General features: G+C 62.2%; 17 protein-coding genes. 9 read left to right on the plus strand and 8 right to left on the minus strand.

The genetic code is table 11. The annotated features are described in order from the left end of the window. Positions 1 to 38 precede the first annotated feature (38 nt). A complete protein-coding gene (locus PKE98_RS01340) occupies positions 39 to 923 on the plus strand; it encodes a LysR family transcriptional regulator (RefSeq protein WP_271193418.1) in 885 nt (294 codons plus the stop codon). On the opposite strand, the gene PKE98_RS01345 is transcribed toward PKE98_RS01340, so the two are convergent. The 4 genes from PKE98_RS01345 to PKE98_RS01360 all read right to left on the minus strand — a co-directional run bounded on the left by PKE98_RS01345 (position 910) and on the right by PKE98_RS01360 (position 4,177). Continuing rightward, complete coding sequence (locus tag PKE98_RS01345; RefSeq protein WP_271193419.1) at positions 910 to 1,155, minus strand: GlsB/YeaQ/YmgE family stress response membrane protein; 246 nt, start codon at positions 1,153 to 1,155, stop codon at positions 910 to 912. The two genes, PKE98_RS01340 and PKE98_RS01345, sit on opposite strands and share 14 nt — an antisense overlap. Positions 1,156 to 1,354: 199 nt before the next feature. Continuing rightward, positions 1,355 to 2,434, minus strand: a complete 1,080-nt coding sequence (locus PKE98_RS01350; RefSeq protein WP_271193420.1) for a 5-(carboxyamino)imidazole ribonucleotide synthase — start codon at positions 2,432 to 2,434, stop codon at positions 1,355 to 1,357. A 63-nt stretch (positions 2,435 to 2,497) separates the two neighbouring features. Next, a complete protein-coding gene (purE, locus tag PKE98_RS01355) occupies positions 2,498 to 2,989 on the minus strand; it encodes a 5-(carboxyamino)imidazole ribonucleotide mutase (protein ID WP_271193421.1) in 492 nt (163 codons plus the stop codon). Between the two features lie 285 nt (positions 2,990 to 3,274). Further along, the gene (locus PKE98_RS01360) at positions 3,275 to 4,177 is read right to left on the minus strand and encodes a LysR substrate-binding domain-containing protein (RefSeq protein ID WP_271193422.1); all 903 of its coding nucleotides are present in this window, start codon (positions 4,175 to 4,177) and stop codon (positions 3,275 to 3,277) included. 173 nt (positions 4,178 to 4,350) lie between these two features. On the opposite strand from PKE98_RS01360, the gene aspA reads away from it, so the two are divergent. Further along, complete coding sequence (aspA, locus tag PKE98_RS01365) at positions 4,351 to 5,781, plus strand: aspartate ammonia-lyase (protein ID WP_271193423.1); 1,431 nt, start codon at positions 4,351 to 4,353, stop codon at positions 5,779 to 5,781. A gap of 198 nt (positions 5,782 to 5,979) precedes the next feature. Here the strand turns inward: aspA and glsB are convergent, their stop codons facing one another. After that, positions 5,980 to 6,888: a glutaminase B gene (gene glsB / locus PKE98_RS01370; protein WP_271193424.1), complete on the minus strand. Its 909-nt coding sequence runs from the start codon at positions 6,886 to 6,888 to the stop codon at positions 5,980 to 5,982. A 175-nt stretch (positions 6,889 to 7,063) separates the two neighbouring features. On the opposite strand from glsB, the gene PKE98_RS01375 reads away from it, so the two are divergent. Together PKE98_RS01375 and PKE98_RS01380 are read left to right on the plus strand one after the other, a co-directional pair. Further along, a complete protein-coding gene (locus PKE98_RS01375) occupies positions 7,064 to 8,176 on the plus strand; it encodes a hypothetical protein (RefSeq protein ID WP_271193425.1) in 1,113 nt (370 codons plus the stop codon). 162 nt (positions 8,177 to 8,338) lie between these two features. Beyond that, positions 8,339 to 8,746 (plus strand): SMI1/KNR4 family protein, encoded by a 408-nt coding sequence (locus tag PKE98_RS01380; RefSeq protein WP_108095324.1) that lies wholly within the window; start codon positions 8,339 to 8,341, stop codon positions 8,744 to 8,746. Between the two features lie 101 nt (positions 8,747 to 8,847). Here the strand turns inward: PKE98_RS01380 and PKE98_RS01385 are convergent, their stop codons facing one another. The 3 genes from PKE98_RS01385 to PKE98_RS01395 all read right to left on the minus strand — a co-directional run bounded on the left by PKE98_RS01385 (position 8,848) and on the right by PKE98_RS01395 (position 13,290). After that, a complete protein-coding gene (locus PKE98_RS01385; RefSeq protein ID WP_271193426.1) occupies positions 8,848 to 10,602 on the minus strand; it encodes a cation:proton antiporter in 1,755 nt (584 codons plus the stop codon). Between the two features lie 1,170 nt (positions 10,603 to 11,772). Next, positions 11,773 to 12,438, minus strand: coding sequence for a GntR family transcriptional regulator (locus tag PKE98_RS01390; protein ID WP_271193427.1), 666 nt, complete (start codon positions 12,436 to 12,438; stop codon positions 11,773 to 11,775). Positions 12,439 to 12,510: 72 nt separating this feature from the next. Further along, positions 12,511 to 13,290 (minus strand): SDR family NAD(P)-dependent oxidoreductase, encoded by a 780-nt coding sequence (locus PKE98_RS01395; RefSeq protein ID WP_271193428.1) that lies wholly within the window; start codon positions 13,288 to 13,290, stop codon positions 12,511 to 12,513. A gap of 119 nt (positions 13,291 to 13,409) precedes the next feature. Here PKE98_RS01395 and PKE98_RS01400 point away from each other — a divergent pair, with 119 nt between their 5' ends. The 5 genes from PKE98_RS01400 (at position 13,410) to ybaL (ending at position 19,662) form a co-directional block, all read left to right on the plus strand. Next, positions 13,410 to 14,810: an aspartate aminotransferase family protein gene (locus PKE98_RS01400; RefSeq protein WP_271193429.1), complete on the plus strand. Its 1,401-nt coding sequence runs from the start codon at positions 13,410 to 13,412 to the stop codon at positions 14,808 to 14,810. Positions 14,811 to 14,817: 7 nt separating this feature from the next. Continuing rightward, a complete protein-coding gene (locus PKE98_RS01405) occupies positions 14,818 to 16,215 on the plus strand; it encodes a glutamine synthetase family protein (RefSeq protein WP_271193430.1) in 1,398 nt (465 codons plus the stop codon). A gap of 50 nt (positions 16,216 to 16,265) precedes the next feature. Beyond that, on the plus strand, positions 16,266 to 17,063 hold the full coding sequence (locus tag PKE98_RS01410) for a substrate-binding periplasmic protein (RefSeq protein ID WP_271193431.1): 798 nt from the start codon (positions 16,266 to 16,268) through the stop codon (positions 17,061 to 17,063). 179 nt (positions 17,064 to 17,242) lie between these two features. Beyond that, a complete protein-coding gene (locus PKE98_RS01415) occupies positions 17,243 to 17,734 on the plus strand; it encodes an acyl-CoA thioesterase (protein ID WP_271193432.1) in 492 nt (163 codons plus the stop codon). Between the two features lie 248 nt (positions 17,735 to 17,982). Next, positions 17,983 to 19,662 (plus strand): YbaL family putative K(+) efflux transporter, encoded by a 1,680-nt coding sequence (gene ybaL / locus PKE98_RS01420; RefSeq protein ID WP_271193433.1) that lies wholly within the window; start codon positions 17,983 to 17,985, stop codon positions 19,660 to 19,662. Positions 19,663 to 19,676 lie beyond the last annotated feature (14 nt).

Raw genomic sequence — 19,676 nt, forward strand, 5'->3', positions numbered from 1 at the left:
CCAGCCTCTGGCTTAGACTGAGGCTAAGGAGAGACGCCATGCACTTTGATCTGATCGACCTGCGCCTGTTTGTGCGCATTCTCGAAGCCGGCACCATCACCGCCGGTGCCGAACGCTGTCACCTGACGCTGGCCTCGGCCAGTGCGCGCATTCGTGCCATGGAAGACTCGCTCGGCACCCCGCTGCTGGAGCGCGGCCGCCGTGGCGTTACCGCTACCGCCGCCGGCAATGCCCTGGCCCGGCATGGGCGACTGATTGTGCAGCAGGTCGAGCATTTGCAGTTCGACCTGGCCGACTACGCCCAAGGCTTCAAAGGCCAGGTGCGCCTGATGTGCAACACCACGGCGTTAAGCGAATACCTGCCCGAAGTGCTTGCCGACTTTCTCGCCAGTCACCCCCATATCGATATCGACCTGCAGGAGCAGCCTAGCCTGCGCATTCTGCAGGGCATCCGTCAGGGCGCGGCGGATATCGGCATCCTCTCCGACGCGGTGGACAGCAGCGGGCTGCAAACTCGGCCGTTCCGCCGTGACCCATTGGCGCTGGTGATGCCGCTGCACCATGGCTTTGCCGGACGCGAGACCGTGCCGTTCAGCGAGACGCTGGACCATGAGTTTGTCGGGCTTGCACTGAACAGCGCGCTGGCAATCTACCTGGAAGAACAGGCACTGCACGCCGGCAGACGCCTGCGCATTCGGGTGCGGGCGGAGAGTTTTGATGGCGTGTTGCGCATGGTGGCGCGGGGGGCGGGCCTGGGCGTGGTGCCGCAGGCGGCAATCGACCGCTGGCACGGGCCGAAAGGGTTTGCCAGCGTGGCGTTTAGCGATCCGTGGGCACAGCGCACCTTGCTGCTGTGCGCCACGGACTTTGCCGCCCTGCCCGGCTATGCCCGGACGTTGCTGGACGCGCTTACTTCTTCGTAACCAGGCCGTAGATGACCAGCAAGACGATTGCGCCGACCACAGCGCCTACAAAGCCTGCACCTTCACCGGCCTGGTACAGGCCCAGTGCCTGGCCGCCGTAAGTGGCGGCCAACGAGCCGGCGATGCCGAGCAGGATGGTCATGATCCAGCCCATGCTGTCGTCGCCAGGCTTGAGGAAACGAGCGATCAGGCCCGCGAAGAAACCGATAACGATGGTGCCGATAATGCCCATGGGAACTCCTTACTCAGTGGCAAGCGCCAACGCTGGCGCCTTGAGATCAGAGAGTAAAGGGCCGAAGGAGGTTCCATGTTTGGATAGCGAGGTTGCGCTTGAGATTCTGGATCCCAGCCTGCGCTGGGATGACGGCGTCTGCGGCACAAACCTCCGTCGCCCCAGCGCAGGCTAGGGCCCAGAATCCCAAGCCTGACGCTTACTTGATCAGCGCCTGCACCTTGGCAACCTGCGCATCGAGGGTCGCGCGGTCGCTGCTGCGCACGGTGGCGTGCCCAACCTTGCGGCCTGCCTTGAACGCCTTGCCGTAGTGGTGCAGATGGCAATCGTCGATGGCGATCACCTGCTCGACCGCCGGCACTTCGCCGATGAAGTTGATCATCGCGCTTTCGCCCAGCTTGGCGGTGGACCCCAGCGGCAGACCGGCAACGGCGCGCAGGTGGTTTTCGAACTGGCTGCACTCGGCGCCTTCGATGGTCCAGTGCCCGGAGTTGTGCACGCGCGGGGCGATTTCGTTGGCTTTCAGGCCGCCATCCACTTCAAAGAATTCAAAGGCCAGCACACCCACGTAATCGAGCTGGGTCAGCACGCGGCTCACATAGTCTTCAGCCAGCGCTTGCAGCGGGTGCGCGGTACTGGCGATGGACAGGCAGAGAATGCCGTTCACATGGGTGTTATGCACCAGCGGGTAAAAGCGGGTTTCGCCATCGCGGGCGCGCACCGCCACCAGCGACACCTCACCGGTGAACGGTACAAAGCCTTCCAGCAGACAGGGCACGCTGCCGAGCTCGGCAAAGGTGCCGAGCACATCTTCAGGCTTGCGCAGAACCTTCTGGCCCTTGCCGTCGTAACCCAGGGTGCGGGTTTTCAGCACGGCCGGCAGGCCGATGGTGGCGACTGCGGCGTCCAGGTCGGCCTGGGACTGGATATCGGCGAACTCGGGCGTAGGAATGCCGAGGTCTTTGAACATGCTCTTTTCGAACCAGCGGTCACGGGCAATACGCAGCGCTTCGGCGCTCGGGTACACCGGCACGAATTGCGAGAGGAAGGCCACGGTTTCGGCCGGCACGCTTTCGAACTCGAAGGTCACCAGGTCCACTTCATCGGCCAGTTGGCGCAGGTGGTCCTGGTCGTTGTAATCGGCGCGCAGGTGCTCGCCCAGGGCGCCGGCACAGGCGTCTGGCGCCGGGTCGAGAAAGGCGAAGTTCATGCCCAGCGGCGTGCCTGCCAGAGCCAACATGCGACCCAGTTGGCCGCCACCGATTACACCGATTTTCATCTCAACAGCCCTATTCGAACTCAATCACAGCGGCGCGGGGCACCGCGTAAAACCCACGGCCTATCAGGCGATGCGCGGGTCCGGGTTATCCAGCACGGTATCCGTCTGCTCAGTGCGGAATTGCTTCAGCGCGGCATGGAACTCGGGGTGTTGGTGACCGAGGATGCTCGCCGCCAGCAGGGCCGCGTTGACTGCACCGGCCTTGCCGATGGCCAGGGTGGCGACCGGAATGCCGGCCGGCATCTGCACGATCGACAGCAGCGAATCGACGCCCGAGAGCATGGAGGACTGCACCGGCACGCCCAGCACCGGCAGGTGCGTCTTGGCCGCGCACATGCCCGGCAAATGGGCCGCGCCGCCGGCACCGGCGATGATCACCTGAATGCCACGGCCTTCGGCTTCTTCTGCGTATTGAAAGAGCAAATCCGGGGTGCGGTGAGCCGAGACAACCTTCACTTCGTAAGGAATGCCCAGCTTCTCCAGCATATCGGCGGTGTGGCTAAGGGTGGACCAATCGGACTTGGAGCCCATGATCACGCCAACCAGTGCGCTCATCGTCGTGCCTCTTCTCATTGGCGCCTGTCGGCGCGGCAAAAACTAACAAGCCACGCTGGAAAACCAGGCGTGGCTTGTATGCGAAGACCGGAGCGAAGCCGGCCAAAGGCCGCGCAGTATAACGTAAAGGCCGGCGCTGGGAGTACCCGCGAAAAGCGACCGTTTGGCGGGCGGAAAAACACAAATTTCGGCACCTATGTAGGGCGAATATCCGCGCAGCGGATATCCGCCAGCGCGCCCCCCCGGCGAACGGAGGCGGCGGATATCCCTGAGGGGATATTCGCCCTACGAACCGGCGCCGGCTTCGAGCTTGCGCCACAGCAGACGAATCGCCGCCTTGCGCACCAGCGCACAGCGGTACAAGCGAATCTCCAACGGCAATTGCCACTGCGGCCCGCCGCATTCCACCAGCTCGCCCCGCGCCAGCTCGGCGCCGATGCTCAGCCGTGGCACCCAGGCCACCCCCAAGCCTTGCAAGGCCATGCTTTTCAAACTGTCAGCCATTGCCGTTTCGTACACGGTGGTGGAGCGCAAGCCGCGCTGGCGCAGCAGGGCATTTACCGAACGGCCGAGAAACGCGCCAGCGCTATAGGCAAGGAGCGGCACACTCTGCCCGCTCTCCAGATCGAACAGCGCTTTGCCGTCTGCATCTACGCCGCACACTGGCAGCATCTCGCTGCGCCCCAGCAGCAGTGAAGGAAAGATTTCCGGGTCCATCTGCAACGCGGCATCCGGGTCGTAAAACGCCAGAATCAAATCGCATGCGCCTTCGCGCAGCGCGTGCACCGCCTCGCCGACGTTGGTGGCCACCAGGCGGCTGGCGATATTCAGCCCTTCATTGCGCAAGCGCGCGATCCACGCCGGGAAGTAACTCAGCGCCAGGGAATGCGCGGCGGCGAATTGCAGCACCTCGCCCTGCTGGCCTTCCAGGTGGTGCAGGTGACGCACCACCTCACCCAGTTGCTCGATCACGCTGCGGGCGGTGACCAGAAACAATTGCCCAGCCTCGGTCAGCTCGATTGGCGTGCGCGAACGGTTCACCAGCGTGAGGCCCAGCGACTCTTCCAGGCTGCGAATCCGCCGGCTGAAGGCTGGCTGGGTGACAAAACGCTTTTGCGCCGCCTGGGAAAAACTGCGGGTGCCGGCCAGGGTGACAAAGTCTTCCAGCCATTTGCTTTCGAGGTTCATGGGTTCTCCGTCGCGATACCGCTTATTACGCTCGCCGACAAGCGGCAGTCACACCCATATTATGCCGATTGTGCATACCCCAGCGTTTAACAGCATTGGCCATAAAAACCGCTCAACCCTAGTCTAGCCTGCATCGCGGCCTAGCCCGTGCCTACCCTGAGATGAACCTCATCATGTCCCCCGTTGCATCATCGCGCATCGAAAAAGATCTGCTTGGCACCCTCGAAGTTCCTTCCGACGCTTACTACGGCATTCAGACCCTGCGGGCTGTGCATAACTTCCGCCTGTCCGGCGTGACGCTGTCGCACTACCCGAAACTGGTGGTAGCACTGGCGATGGTGAAACAGGCAGCGGCTGACGCCAACCGTGAACTGGGCCACTTGAGCCCCGCCAAACACGCGGCCATCAGTGAAGCCTGTGCCCGCCTGGTACGCGGCGAGTTCCACGATCAATTCGTGGTCGACATGATTCAAGGCGGCGCCGGCACCTCGACCAACATGAATGCCAACGAGGTAATCGCCAACATCGCCCTCGAAGCCATGGGCCACAACAAGGGCGATTACCAGCACCTGCACCCCAACAATGACGTGAACATGGCGCAGTCCACCAACGACGCCTACCCCACCGCCATTCGCCTGGGCCTGCTGCTGGGCCACGACACACTGCTGGCCAGCCTCGACAGCCTGATTCAAGCCTTTGCCGCCAAAGGCGAAGAGTTCAGCCACGTGCTGAAGATGGGCCGCACCCAGTTGCAAGACGCCGTGCCGATGACCCTCGGCCAGGAGTTCCGCGCCTTTGCCACCACCCTGGGTGAAGACCTGGCGCGCCTGAAAAGCCTGGCGCCGGAGTTGCTCACCGAAGTGAACCTGGGCGGTACCGCCATCGGCACCGGCATCAACGCCGACCCCGGCTACCAGCACCTGGCGGTAGAACGCCTGGCGCTTATCAGCGGCCAACCGCTGGTGCCAGCCGCCGACCTGATTGAAGCCACCTCGGACATGGGCGCCTTCGTGCTGTTCTCCGGCATGCTTAAACGCACCGCCGTCAAACTGTCGAAGATCTGCAACGACCTGCGCCTGCTCTCCAGCGGCCCGCGCACCGGCATCAACGAAATCAACCTGCCGGCGCGCCAGCCGGGCAGCTCGATCATGCCCGGCAAGGTCAACCCGGTTATTCCGGAAGCGGTAAACCAGGTGGCCTTCGAAGTGATTGGCAACGACCTGGCCCTAACCATGGCGGCCGAAGGCGGCCAGCTGCAACTGAACGTGATGGAGCCCTTGATCGCCTACAAGATCTTCGACTCGATCCGCCTGCTGCAACGGGCCATGGACATGCTGCGCGAGCACTGCATCGTCGGCATCACCGCCAACGAAGCACGCTGCCGCGAACTGGTGGAAAGCTCCATCGGCCTGATCACCGCGCTCAACCCCTATATCGGCTACGAAAACGCCACACGCATTGCCAAGCAAGCGTTGGAAAGCGGCCGCGGGGTGTTGGAGCTGGTGCGTGAAGAGCAGCTGTTGGACGACGCTAGCCTGGCGGAAATTCTGCGCCCGGAAAACATGATTGCGCCGCGTCTGGTGCCGCTCAAAGCGACCGCGTAACGGCATTACCGATTTAACCATCACCAGGCATTGGGGCCACTCATCCCAAGCCCTTCAAGGAGATACGGCTCAGGCCGTGTCTCCTTTTTTTATGCGCCAGACTCTTCAGGGAACATTGCGTAGGAGCGAGCTTGCTCGCGAAGCCCTTGATCTTGAAAGCTTCGCCAGCAAGCTGGCTCCTACAAAAACTAGCGGCGCTTAAAACACCGACCACCCAATCCGCTGACTCAACAACTCCAACGCCGCCATGCCTACCAGCGAATTGCCCGCCGCATTCAATTCCGGCGACCACACGCACACCGTAAATTGCCCCGGCACCACGGCCACAATGCCGCCGCCCACCCCGCTTTTGCCGGGCAAGCCAACGCGGTAGGCGAAGTTGCCCGCCTCGTCATACAGCCCGCTGGTGGCCATGATGGAGTTCACCTGCTGGGTTTGCCGCGCGCTAAGAATCTGCTCGCCGCTGTGTTTGCAGAAGCCGTCGTTGGCCAGAAAACAAAAGGCCCGCGCCAGGTCCACGCAGCTCATGCGCAGCGCGCAGTAACTGAAGTAGCTGCGCAATACCGCTTCCACGTCGTTGTGGAAATTGCCGAAAGATTGCATCAGGTAGGCCATGGCGGCGTTGCGAGCGCGAAACTGGAATTCCGAGTCGGCGACATGGCGGTCCACCGTGACGGCCTGGTTGCCCGATAGGCGCCGGACAAAGTCGCGCATCGACAACACCGGCGCGGCAAAGCGCGACTGGTTGATATCGCAGATCACCAGCGCGCCGGCGTTGATAAAGGGGTTACGCGGTTTGCCGCGCTCGAATTCCAGCTGCACCAGCGAGTTGAACGGCTGCCCGGAAGGCTCATGGCCCAGGCGCTGCCAAATGGCTTCGCCGGAGTGCTCAATGGCCTGCACCAGACTGAAGACCTTGGAAATGCTTTGCACCGAGAACGGCGTATCGGCATCGCCTGCGGTAAATACCTGTCCGTCATTGCCATATACGGCAATGCCCAACTGCGCCGCCGGCACCTCGGCCAACGCCGGAATGTAGCTGGCGACCTTGCCCTGGCCAATCAATGGCCGGACTTCGTCGAGAATTTCAGTCAACAACGCTTGCATGCATAGGCTCCCTGGCAACCCTGTTCTAGACGCAGGCAGCGCCACGCAAAGCACAGCGCGCGGACGCCGTCACGGATTGGCTCTTGTCGTAACTGAATATTTCACACGATACTCGCCTCGGGCAGCCCCGCGCCGCCCACCCTCATGGACGTATTACTCAATCAAGGAATGACACATGGCGAAGCTACGTAGCCCTGGGCAAAAACGTAAGTTGTGGATCCGCTCCAGCATGGTCGTGCTGGCGGTACTGGGCCTGACCGCGGCCTACTTCATCAAAGGGCCGGCGCAAGTCGCCGCTATCCAACTGGCCAAACACCACAACAGCGCGCAGGCCACCGTCGCCTCGCTGGACCAGGCCGAAGAAGAATACCGGGGCCGCAAAGGCCGCAAGAAAACCCGCATCGTCTACTCGGTGAGCTACGCCTACGACATCAACGACGCGCACTACACCCACGAACAACCCCTCACTGCCGGCCAATACGATGCCCTGGAAGGCCAGGACACCGTGGAAGTCTGGTACCCCGAAGGCAAGCCGGACGCCGCCCAGCCGCAATTGGTCGTCGAGCACCTGGCCAATGAGCCTGCTGGCGAGCGCGTATTCGACGTGGCCACCTGGTTTATTCCGGTAGTGGTGGTGCTCAACCTGTTGCTGACCTTTCTGTTCGGCCGCGAACCCAAAGGCAAATTGCCGGAAGGTTTCTACACCGAGAAAAGCTGGCTGGACGTGGAAGACGACCGCCTGATCGTGCTCGACGGTAACCACCTGTTGTCGATGAGCTTCGACAAAAAGCACCGCGACCAGGTGCAAGAGATCTATCAGCGCGGCGGCCTGAACGGTAACTACCTGGAGGAACTGCTTTCCAAGGTGGAAACCAAGCGCACCCTGGTGGACCTCAGCACCGTCAGCAAGATGACCAGCGAGCACTACGACGACACCATTCACCTGAAATACAACGTAGACGGCAAAGACGAAAGCCTGAGCCTGGAATTCCTCAGCGCCACCGTCAAAGCCCACGCCCTGCAACGCATTGCCCGCGCGCTGCCGGCCAACCTGAATATGAGCGTGGAAAAACTCACCCGCCTGCAGGCGGCCCGCGTTCCGTTGGGCGTGGCCGTGGTCAGCGCCGGGGTGGCGTATTACTTCCTCGACCATATCTGGGTGGTCGGGCTGCTGGGTCTGCTGGGGTTGTACGCCTTGAAAGTGGGCGCCGCGCGGCTGATCGACCCAACCATCACCACCACGTTTGCGGCTGCGCCGGCGGCGGCCAAGTTGGCGGTGAACGGCTGAAAACCTTTTTTCGAATGCCCTTGTGTGCTCCGCGCACCAGGCGGTTGCGCATAAATCGCCACGGTGCGCGGAGTACACCCTACTTTTCATAGCGCAGTTAGTTTTTTTCTTCGGCCCAGCTACTGTATAAATCCACCCCCCATTGCCCGAGGAGAACCAGCCATGGAAGAAGTTATCGACGAGCTGCGTGAACTCAACGAGAAAGTCCCGGTGCCGCTTGAGCTGCCGGACGAAGAGCTGCTGGTGGAAATTGAAGAGCAGTTGCTGATCAGCATCCCGTTTGAATTTCGCGAATTTCTGCTCAAGGTCAGCGACGTGGTGTACGGGCGCCTGGAGCCGGTCACCGTCACCGACCCGCAATCGCACACCTACCTGCCGGAAGTGGCCTCGGTGGCCTGGTCGCTCGGCGTGCCGCGCGAACTGATTCCACTGTGCGAAGACAACGGCAACTACTACTGCGTCGAGCTCGACGGCACAGTACTGCTGTGGGACGGCGACGAAGAAGACCTCACCGACGAGAGCTGGGACTCGGTGTGGAAATGGGCGCGTGAGGTGTGGCTGGAAAGCTGATTGCCCGGGGAATACCTGTACCGTAGGAGCGAGCTTGCTCGCGAAGCGCATGATCTAAAAAGCTTCGCGAGCAAGCTCGCTCCTACGAGACAATCACCTTTTCAATGCGGATCCCGCTGCTCCAACGTCTCCAACAACGCAATCTGCATCCGCGTATGCACGCGAATCAGCCAGCGCCACAGCAACGCGCTGATGCCCGCCGCCAGCAAGGCGATCAGTAGCAGCAATTCCAGTGTCGGCAGAATGCTCGCCGACAGCGCCATCAACAGCAGCAGAATCACCACCAAAGACAACGCCGGAATCAGCTCGGCCACCACCTTGCGCACCCGCGCGGTGTGACGCCCGGCCATTTCCGCTTTCACGCCCATTTCCGCCAGCAGCATCGACAGCGCCTTGAGCTTGCGGTACGCGGCAATCAGGAACGGCAGCGACAGCAGCAATGCGGCGCCCCAGATCAGGCCCTTCTGCATATTCTCGGCCTGCACCCAGTCCACCAGGTACAACGCCAGGCGATCGGCAAAGAACGCACTGACAAAGAAGATCGCCACCACCAGCGCCAGGTTGACGCCCACCTGCAGCAGAATTCGCCGGATCATCGCCGCCAGCACCGCGCTTTCGCCTTGCGGCTGAATGCTGCGCAGCCATTCGCCGTACATGCCGAATACCCGCGCCACAGGCAGAGGCACCACGGCAGCCAACTTGTTCGACAGCGGGTCGGCCACGCGAATCAGGTAGGGCGTGGACAAGGTGGTGAGCACCGAGACGGCCACGGCCACCGGGTAGAGAAAATCGCTGGTCACCTGCAGGCTGATGCCCAGCGCGGCGATGATGAAAGAGAACTCGCCGATCTGAGACAAGCCCATGCCGACGCGCAACGAGGTGCGCCCGTCGTTACCGGCAATCACGCTGCCAATGCTGCACGAGACGACCTTGCCGACCACCACGGCGAGGGTGATGACCACAATCGGCCAGGCATATTCGACCAGCACGGCGGGGTCGATCATCAGGCCGATGGCCACGAAGAAAATCGCGCTGAACAGGTCGCGCACCGGTTCCACCAGCCGCTCGATCTGCGCCAGCTGGCGCGACTCGGCCATGATCGCGCCGATCAGAAAGGCGCCGAGCACCATGCTGTATTCCAGCTTTACCACCAGCAGGCAGAAGCCAAAGCACAGACCCAGCACGGTGACCAACAGCATCTCGTTGCTTTCAAACTTGGCCACGTAAGCGAGCAGGCGCGGCACCAGCAGGATGCCGATTACCAGCGCTACCACCATAAACAGGCTGAGCTTGCCGACCGTGGCGAACACCTCGCCGGCCTCCACGCTGCCGCTCAGGGCGATGCCCGACAGCAGCGCGATGATGCCGATGCCGAGGATATCTTCCACAATCAGCACGCCAAAAATCAGCTGGGCGAAGCGCTCGTTTTTCATCTTCAGATCGCCAAGCGCCTTGACGATGATGGTGGTGGACGAGATGGCCAGAATGGCGCCGAGGAACAGCGAGTCCATGGTGCTCCAGCCGAAATAGCGACCAATCTCGAAACCGAGCCAGATCATCAGCACGATTTCCAGGAACGCCGCGATAAATGCCGTGGCACCGACCTTGAACAGCTTGCGCAAGCTGAATTCCAGGCCCAGGCAGAACATCAGAAAGATCACCCCCAGCTCAGCCAAGGTCTTGATGGTTTGCTCGTCGTGGATCAGGCCGAAGGGCGGCGTGTGCGGGCCGATGATAAAACCGGCCACGATATAGCCCAGCACCACCGGTTGTTTGAAGCGATGAAAGAGGATGGTGACGATGCCCGCCACCAGCATGATCACGGCCAAGTCCTGAATAAAACTGATGGCATGCATGGCGTCGGACTCCTTGTTCACGACCGTGAATTGCGGGAAAAGTCCGACGATATCACCGCCACCCGGAGGGTCTGGGTGGGGGCAATAGAATGAAACATTTATGCGTGGGTTAGGTCGGGATTGGTGCCTGGCTTGAGATTCTGGATCCCGGCCTTCGCCGGGATGACGGTGATGCCAGGAAAGTCCTCCGTCATCCCGGCGCAGGCCGGGATCCAGAGTTTTGAAGGTGACGAAATCGCCTGTCATTGTCCCCAAGCCTGGCTCTGCACGCTGTCCAGACCCACAGGTTGAGCCAAAAGCTATTCACGCCTGGCTTGAGATTCTGCATCCCGGCCTTCGCCGGGATAACGGTGATGCCAGGAAAATCCTCCGTCATCCCGGCGCAAGCCGGGATCCAAAGTTTTGAAGGTGACGAAATCGCCTGTCACTGACCCCAGCCTGGCTCTGCACGCTGTCCAGACCCAACAGGTTGAGCCAAAAGCTACACATGCCCGGCTTGAGATTCTGCATCCCGGCCTTCGCCGGGATAACGGTGATGCCAGGAAAGTCCTCCGTCATCCCGGCGCGGGCCGGGATCCAGAGTTTTGAAGGTGACGAAATCGCCTGTCATTGACACCAAGCCTGGCTCTGCACGCTGTCCAGACCCAACAGGTTGAGCCAACAGCTATTCATGCCCGGCTTGCGATTCTGCATCCCGGCCTTCGCCGGGATAACGGTGATGCCAGGAAAGTCCTCCGTCATCCCGGCGCAGGCCGGGATCCAGAATTTTGAAGATGACGAAATCGCCTGTCATTGACCCCAAGCCTGCCTCTGCACGCTGTCCAGACCCACAGGTTGAGCCAAAAGCTATTCACGCCCGGCTTGCGATTCTGCATCCCGGCCTTCGCCGGGATAACGGTGATGCCAGGAAAGTCCTCCGTCATCCCGGCGCGGGCCGGGATCCAGAGTTTTGAAGGTGACGAAATCGCCTGTCATTGACCCCAGCCTGGCTCTGCACGCTGCACGCTGCACGCTGCACAGACCCACAGGTTGAGCCAACAGCTATTCATGCCCGGCTTGCGATTCTGCATCCCGGCCTTCGCCGGGATAACGGTAATGCCAGGAAAGTCCTCCGTCATCCCGGCGCGGGCCGGGATCCAGAGTTTTGAAGGTGACGAAATCGCCAGCGTATTAACCCCGAGCCTGGCTCTGCGTACTTTCGAGGTCCAACAGGTTAAGCAAAAAATTACCGAAGTAGGTCAGGTCCTGCTCCATCGCCGCGCGCGCCGCTTTGCCGTCTCCGGCACGCAGCGCCTGCAAGGTGTCGTCATGGAAGTCGTTCAGGCGCAGCGACAAGTCCGCCTCGGTAAACAGCCGATTGAAAAACGGCCCCACTTGCAACCACAGGCTTTCGATCTGGCGCAGCAGAATCGGGTTGCCGCAGGCGCTGTAGAGCGTCAGGTGAAATTGGCTGTTGTCGTTCAGGTAGCCCTGCACATCGCGGCGTTCAAGTGCCTCTTCCATACGCGCGACACAGCCTTCAAGAATGGCCATATCGGCTGCCGTCAGTTGGCTGGCAGCAATTTCCACGGCCAGCCCCTCAAGGGCCAAACGCACCTGGAAAATATGCAGAAAGCGTTCACGGGTCATGGCCGGCACGCGCAGGGAGCGCTGCGGCTCGCCTTCCAGTGCGCCTTCGGCCACCAGGCGCTGCAACGCGGCGCGTACGGGCATGGGGCTGGTGCCCAGGGCACTGGCAAGGTCACGAATTTTCAGGCGTTCGCCTGGTTTGAATTGCCCGGCTAGCAGGCCGGCGCGTAGCTGTTGGTACAACAGGTCCTGGAGGTTCTCGGCCATGGCGCTCTCACTCGGCCGATACCGGCGGTGCCGGCAGTTGGTTCAGGGTCAGGCTGCATTCGTGGGTCATGGTCAGGGTGCCTTGTTTTCGATCAGACAATTGCCACCGTCAACCACCAGCACTTCGCCGGTGATATAGCTGGCTTCGGGGGATGCCAGGAACGCCACGGCAGCGGCGACCTCAGCGGGGTGCCCGGCACGGCCGAGCGGGGTGTAATGGGCGGCGCGGTGTTCTTCTTCGGTGCTGGAGCCGGTGGCGATCCAGCCCGGCGCCACACTATTCACGGTAATGCCTTGTTTCGCCACTTCCAGGGCTAGGCCCATGTTCATGCCGAGCATGCCGGCCTTGGCCGCACTGTACGCCGCCTCACCCGGGTTGCTGCCGCGGGTGCCCGTGGTGGAGCTGATATTGACGATGCGGCCATACCCGCGTGCCTGCATGCCGGGGAGCAACGCGCGCGTAAGCAGAAAGGCACTGGTGAGGTTGCGCGCGATAGACAGGTTCCAGGTGGCCAAATCCATCTGCGCCACGTTGGCAAACGGTTCGGCGCTGCCCAGCTGGGCCATGCCGGCGTTGTTCACCAGAATGTCCACATGGCCCCACTGCGCCTGCGCCCATTCGGCCAGCGCCTGTACCTGCGCCTCATCGGTGAGGTCGGCCACGGCCCAACGGGCTTCGATTCCTTCGGCTTGCAGCTCCTCGGTGCGTTGGGCAATGCGTTCGCTGCTGGCAGTCAGTAGCAACCGCACGCCTTCGCGAGCCAGCCGCCTGGCAATCGCAAAGCCAATGCCTTGCGCGCTGCCCGCGCCGCTGATGATCGCCACTTGTCCTTTCCAGGTTACGCCAGTCATGTGCCGCTCTTGTGATCACAAAGATGAGTAATCATAGCCAAAAACCGGGTTATGACTAGCTATTGACTTATCTGTGATCACAAAAGAGGATGGCTAGATATTCGTTCGAGGCTTTTCGCATGACCGCCAGTGGCATCAGTGACCGCGTAATCGCCGAATTTGCCGCCCGCGAACGGGCGCACTTTCTGGCCAACAACCCCAACTCCGTAGCCTTGGCCGAGCGCGCTCGCGGCTCGCTGTTCGGCGGTGTGCCGATGCACTGGATGAGCGACTGGTCGACACCTTCGCCACTGTTTGTCAGCCGCGCTCAGGGCGCGCGCTTCTATGACGTGGACGGCCACGAGTACGTGGATTTCTGCCTGGGCGATACCGGCAGCATGTTCGGCCACTCGCCGGCGCCAATTGCCCGCGCCCTGGCCAAGCAAGGTGCCAATGGCCTGACCACCATGCTGCCCGGCGAAGATGCCGTGGTGGTGGGTGAACTGCTGGCCGAACGCTTCGGCCTGCCCTATTGGCAAGTGGCGACCACCGCCACCGACGCCAACCGCTTTGTGGTGCGCTGGGCCCGCGCCATTACTCAACGCAACACATTGCTGGTGTTCGATGGCTGCTACCACGGCACTGTCGATGACGTGATGGTGCGCTGCCAGGACGGCCGCACCGTGCACCGCCCCGGCCTGCTCGGCCAAGCGTACGATCTGACCGAACACAGCCGCAGCGTGCCATTCAACGACCTCGCAGCCCTGGAGGCGGCGCTGCAAAGCGAAGATGTGGCGGCCGTGCTGTGCGAGCCGGCCATGACCAACATCGGCATGGTGCTGCCGGCGCCGGGCTACCTGGCCAAGCTGCGCGAACTCACCCGCCGCTACGGCACGCTGCTGATCATCGACGAAACCCACACCATCTCCACCGGCCCCGGCGGCTGCACCCGCGAATGGAACCTGGAGCCGGATTTCATCACCCTCGGCAAACCCATTGCCGGCGGCGTGCCGTGTTCGGTGTATGGCTGCACCGCTGCCATGGCCCACGCCATGATCGAAGCGCGCACCCGCGCCAGCAGCCATGGCCAGGCCCACGGGCATAGCGGCATGGGCACTACGCTGTCGGCCAACGCCCTGGCCATGCACTGCATGCGAGTGAACCTCGAAGAAGTGATGACTGAGGCCGCGTACGCCCATATGTTGCCGCTGGCCGAGCGCCTGGCGTCGGGCTTTGCGGCGCTGATCGGCAAACACCAACTGGCCTGGTCCGTTACCCAACTGGGCGCGCGTTGCGAGTTCCAGTTCTGCACCCGCCTGCCGGTTACCGGCGCCGAGGCGGAGGCGGCGTTCCATGACGAACTGCAAATGGCCCTGCACCTGTACCTGATCAACCGCGGCATTCTGATCACGCCGTTCCACAACATGACCCTGTGCTGCCCGGACACCACGGCGGCCGATGTCGACCGCCTGCTGACCACCCTCGACCAGGCCCTGACCGAACTGCTGGCGTTGCCCGGCGCCCGCGAAACACACGAGTAAATTCAGCATGGCCTTTGCCGACTCTCAGTTTGCCCACTCTCAGTTTGCCGATATCCAGGAAGCCCAGGCCTTCCTCGCCGCCAACCCGCAGGTACGCAGCATCGAGCTGTTTATCATCGACAGTAACGGCGTGCCGCGCGGCAAGCTCTTGCACCGTGACGAGCTGCTGGCCATGTACGCCAATGGCCGGCCGCTGCCGAGCACCATCCTGGGCCTGACCATCAACGGCGACGACGTCGAAGACACCGGCCTGGTCTGGGAAGTAGGCGACGCCGATTGCTGGACCTACCCCCTGCCCGGCAGCCTCACCCTGCAACCCTGGCGCGACCGGCCCACCGGCCAGGTGCAAGTGAGCATGCACCCGCAGCAGGGTTTGCCGGCCGCTGTGGCGGACCCTCGGCATGTGCTGGTGCGGGTGATCGACAGCCTGAAAGCCGACGGCTACCACCCGGTGATGGCGGTGGAGCTGGAGTTTTACCTGCTCGACCGCGAGCGTGGCGACAACGGTCGGCCGCTGCCGGCGCGCCAGGCCAACGGCGCCCGCCCCCACGCCACCCAGGTGTATGGCGTATACGAGCTGGAACAGTTGCAGCCGTTCCTTGACGACCTTTACGACGCCTGCGAAGCCCAGGGCCTGCCGGCGCGCACGGCGATTTCCGAGTACGCGCCGGGGCAGGTGGAAATCACTCTGGAGCACCGTTTCGACGCCCTGCAAGCCATCGACGAAGGCGTGCGCTACAAGCGCCTGGTCAAAGGCGTCGCAAATAAACACGGGCTGCAAGCCTGCTTTATGGCCAAGCCGTTTGGCGACCTGGCCGGCACCGGTATGCATATGCACGTGAGCCTGGCCGATGCCGAGGGCAACAACCTGTACGCCAGCGAAGACCCGGCCGGCACGCTGCTGCTGCGCCACTCCATCGGCGGCATGATGGCCACGCTGCTGGATTCGCTGGCGCTGTTCTGCCCCAACGCTAACTCGTTCCGCCGCTTCCAGGCCAACAGCTACGCACCGCTGGCGCTGACGTGGGGCATCAACAACCGCACGGTGTCGCTGCGGGTGCCGGGCGGGCCGGCCGCCAGCCGGCACATCGAACACCGTATCTGCGGCGCCGACGCCAACCCCTATCTGGCCGCGGCAGCGATTCTGGCGGGCATCCAGCACGGCATCCGCCAGCAACTCGACCCGGGTGCGCCGATCACCGGCAATGGGTATGCACAAGCAACGGAGTTTTTGCCGACGGACTGGCTGACGGCGCTGAAAGCGCTGGAGCAATCGGAGTGGGCGAAGCAAGCGCTGGGCGAGCAGTACCTGAATATCTACCTGGCCATCAAACACGATGAATACAGACAATTCATGGGTGAAGTAGGCGAGCAAGATTGGCGCTGGTACCTAACCCACGCGTGACCGTGCAAACCAGTTGCTACGGTTTAGTGAACAGTTTTCGGAGTAGAGGCATGCGGGCTTTATTGTTGCTGACAGCGCTGCTGATGGTTGGCCAGGTACAGGCGCAAACGCTGCGCGTCGGTATTGAGAGCCACGACTATATGCCGTACTTCCGTGCTCAGGCGGGGCAACCGGTGGAAGGCTATGCCGTGGAAGTACTGCAACGCTTCGCCGCCGACCAGGGCATGACCCTCGAGTTGTTGCCGCGCCCGCTCAATCGCCTGCACCACGACCTGCTCAATACGCAGAACCTGGACCTGATCTTCCCCGACAACCCGCAATGGTCGCGTGAACTCAAAGGTGACAGCCGTCTGCATTACAGCCACGCAGCCATCAATGTGGTGGATGCAAGCCTGGTGGTGCACGAGCGCCTGGGGTTAGGGCCGGGCGCGGTAAAACGGCTCGGCACGGTGCGCGGCTTCACGCCTCAGGCCTGGCAAGAGGCGATGGAGCGCGGCGAGTTGCAACTGCTGGAAGCCAACGATATCGCCGGGCTGATTCGTATGGCTCTGCGCGGGCGCATCGACGCGTTGTACGCCAACCCCGAGGTGGTGCGCCTGCAATTGCAGAAGATGGGCGAGGACAGCAACCGTCTGATCGCCGACCCGGGCTTGCCGCTGGCGCGTACCAGCTACCACTTGAGCACCGTGAAACAGCCGCAGCTGCTAGAGCGCTTCAACCATTTTCTCGAGCAGCATGCCGGCGAGCTGGCGGCGCTGCGTCAGCAGTATGGGCTGGCGTGCAGTGCCAGCGACCTGAGTGAAGAGCAGCCGGCCTGCCGTGCGCAAAACATGGCCAGCTCGCGCTGAACACCACTGAGCGGGCCTTCAAGAACACCCTTCTTTTACCTATTTTCTTCCGACCCGTGGCGTATTCGGGCGTGACGCGCTATTGCTTTGCATCGTTCCAATAGCCAATGGCAAACAGCGCCAGCCGCTGCCGGCCGTTAGAGTGGCAAACCTCTTCTCCCAATGCCCAAGAGACGACCATGGAACCCGGAAACTCCCAGCTGACAATGACCGTCTTGATGACCCCCGACATGGCCAACTTTTCCGGCAATGTGCACGGCGGCACCCTGCTCAAATACCTCGACGAAGTGGCCTTCGCCTGCGCCAGCCGTTACGCCGGTACCTACGTGGTAACCCTGTCGGTCGACCAGGTGATCTTCCGCGAGCCGGTGCACGTCGGCGAGCTGGTGACCTTTCTTGCCTCGGTGAACTACACCGGCCGTACCTCGATGGAAATCGGCGTAAAAGTGGTGACCGAGAACATTCGCGAACGCTCGGTGCGCCATACCAACAGCTGCTTCTTCACCATGGTGGCGGTCGGCGATGACGGCAAACCGATCGTGGTACAGCCGCTGGAGCCGGGCAGCGCCGATGAGAAGCGCCGCTTCAAACAGGCGAAACAGCGGCGCGAGTTGCGCCAGGAGTTGGAGCAGCGGTATCAGGAAATTCGCCAGGACAACGACCAAGCGTAAGGATCCAAGCATCGCAACTTCGGCCGCGATGCCTTTGCCCTGATAAACATCCTGTTTAAAAACGCCGCAAAAACAGCAACCGATCTGGCACGTTCGCTGCGTTAGACTGGGGCCCGCCACGCGTCCGCCGACCAACGGCAAACCCGAGCTGCCTCCCCTCCAGCTCAGGCCCCGGCAGCGCGTTGTTCCAGACTGGCCCACACTGCATGCACTGCGGCCAGCCCATCGCGCACTATTCGGGAGATTCCATGGTTCACCACACCCCTCTGATTGCCGCATTGGCCACCGGCTTTGTGCTGGCCTTTGTACTCGGCACCCTGGCCAACCGTTTGCGTCTCTCGCCACTGGTGGGCTACCTGCTGGCGGGCGTGCTGGTCGGCCCATTTACTCCGGGCTTTGTCGCTGATAAAGACCTGTCCAACGAGCTTTCGGAAATCGGCGTCATTCTGCTGATGTTCGGCGTGGGCCTGCACTTCTCGCTCAAAGACCTGATGTCGGTAAAAAACATCGCCATCCCCGGCGCCCTGGTGCAGATCGGCGCGGCTACGTTGATGGGCATGGGCCTTTCCTGGCTGCTGGGCTGGCCGTGGGGTGCGGGCCTGATTTTCGGCCTGGCGCTGTCGGTGGCCAGCACCGTGGTGCTGCTGCGCGCGCTGGAGTCGCGGCAACTCATTGACAGCCGACGCGGCAAAATTGCCGTGGGCTGGCTGATTGTCGAAGACCTGGTGATGGTGGTGGCGTTGGTATTGATACCCGCGCTGGCCGGCGTATTGGGCGGCAAAGACGCCGCGCCCGATGAGGACATCTGGCTGCAACTGGGCATCACCCTGGCCAAGGTGGCGGCCTTTGTCGCCCTCATGATCGTGGTGGGCGGCAAGGTGATTCCCTGGCTGCTGGAGAAAAGCGCCGGTACCGGTTCACGGGAGTTGTTCACCCTGGCCGTGCTGGCCATCGCCATGGGCGTAGCCTATGGCTCGGCGGTACTGTTCGGGGTGTCATTCGCCCTGGGCGCGTTCTTCGCCGGCATGATTCTCAACGAGTCGGAATACAGCCATAAGGCGGCTGAGGATTCTTTGCCGCTGCGCGATGCCTTTGCCGTGCTGTTCTTTGTGTCGGTGGGCATGCTGTTCAACCCCATGGTGCTGATCAACGAACCACTGCTGGTGCTCGCCACGCTGGTGATTATCGTGTTCGGCAAATCGCTGGCGGCACTGTTGATCGTGCTGGCGTTCGGCAAACCGCTGAGCACCGCACTAACCATCTCTGCCAGCCTGGCGCAGATCGGCGAGTTCTCCTTTATTTTGATCGGCCTGGGCGTGGGCCTGGATCTGGTGCCGGAAGCGGCGCGCGACTTCGTGCTGGCCGGGGCAATTCTCTCCATTGTCATCAACCCGATGCTGTTTACCCTGATCGACCGTATCCAGCCCTGGCTTGATGCGCGGGAAAACACCGCTCCGGCCGGAGCCGTGGAAGAAGTGCCAGCCGAGGAGTTCCAGCCGATTACCGAGACTGGCCATGCCATTCTTATCGGCCACGGCCGGGTAGGCAGCCGCATCAGCGCGCGTCTGCAAGCCGAAGGCGTGCCGCTGGTAATCATCGAAGACAACCGCACCCAGGCCCAGGAGTTGCGTGAAGTGGGCCACAGCGTAGTGCATGGCAACGCGGCCAGTACCCGCGTTCTGGAGTTGGCCAATGTGGCCAATGCGCGCTGGCTGCTGATCGCCATTCCCAATGGCCTGGAAGCCGGGCAAATCGCCATTCATGCCCGCGCCGCCAACCCGGACCTGGACATCATTGCCCGCACGCATTTCGACGACGAAGTGGATTACCTGCAATCCCAAGGTGTGGATCTGGTGGTAATGGGCGAGCGGGAAATCGCCCGCATCATGTTCGAGAGGCTGGGGCTGCAAACCCCGGCATCGAGCTGAAATAATCCTCCCGC

It is taken from the genome of Pseudomonas turukhanskensis (assembly GCF_027922365.1).
Classification (GTDB): domain Bacteria; phylum Pseudomonadota; class Gammaproteobacteria; order Pseudomonadales; family Pseudomonadaceae; genus Aquipseudomonas; species Aquipseudomonas turukhanskensis.

Coding starts and splice junctions, on each gene's coding strand:
- PKE98_RS01340 (WP_271193418.1), top strand. CDS start 39: ATGCACTTTGATCTGATCGACCTGCGCCTGTTTGTGCGCATTCTCGAA.
- PKE98_RS01345 (WP_271193419.1), bottom strand. CDS start 1,155: ATGGGCATTATCGGCACCATCGTTATCGGTTTCTTCGCGGGCCTGATC.
- PKE98_RS01350 (WP_271193420.1), bottom strand. CDS start 2,434: ATGAAAATCGGTGTAATCGGTGGCGGCCAACTGGGTCGCATGTTGGCT.
- purE (WP_271193421.1), bottom strand. CDS start 2,989: ATGAGCGCACTGGTTGGCGTGATCATGGGCTCCAAGTCCGATTGGTCC.
- PKE98_RS01360 (WP_271193422.1), bottom strand. CDS start 4,177: ATGAACCTCGAAAGCAAATGGCTGGAAGACTTTGTCACCCTGGCCGGC.
- aspA (WP_271193423.1), top strand. CDS start 4,351: ATGTCCCCCGTTGCATCATCGCGCATCGAAAAAGATCTGCTTGGCACC.
- glsB (WP_271193424.1), bottom strand. CDS start 6,888: ATGCAAGCGTTGTTGACTGAAATTCTCGACGAAGTCCGGCCATTGATT.
- PKE98_RS01375 (WP_271193425.1), top strand. CDS start 7,064: ATGGCGAAGCTACGTAGCCCTGGGCAAAAACGTAAGTTGTGGATCCGC.
- PKE98_RS01380 (WP_108095324.1), top strand. CDS start 8,339: ATGGAAGAAGTTATCGACGAGCTGCGTGAACTCAACGAGAAAGTCCCG.
- PKE98_RS01385 (WP_271193426.1), bottom strand. CDS start 10,602: ATGCATGCCATCAGTTTTATTCAGGACTTGGCCGTGATCATGCTGGTG.
- PKE98_RS01390 (WP_271193427.1), bottom strand. CDS start 12,438: ATGGCCGAGAACCTCCAGGACCTGTTGTACCAACAGCTACGCGCCGGC.
- PKE98_RS01395 (WP_271193428.1), bottom strand. CDS start 13,290: ATGACTGGCGTAACCTGGAAAGGACAAGTGGCGATCATCAGCGGCGCG.
- PKE98_RS01400 (WP_271193429.1), top strand. CDS start 13,410: ATGACCGCCAGTGGCATCAGTGACCGCGTAATCGCCGAATTTGCCGCC.
- PKE98_RS01405 (WP_271193430.1), top strand. CDS start 14,818: ATGGCCTTTGCCGACTCTCAGTTTGCCCACTCTCAGTTTGCCGATATC.
- PKE98_RS01410 (WP_271193431.1), top strand. CDS start 16,266: ATGCGGGCTTTATTGTTGCTGACAGCGCTGCTGATGGTTGGCCAGGTA.
- PKE98_RS01415 (WP_271193432.1), top strand. CDS start 17,243: ATGGAACCCGGAAACTCCCAGCTGACAATGACCGTCTTGATGACCCCC.
- ybaL (WP_271193433.1), top strand. CDS start 17,983: ATGGTTCACCACACCCCTCTGATTGCCGCATTGGCCACCGGCTTTGTG.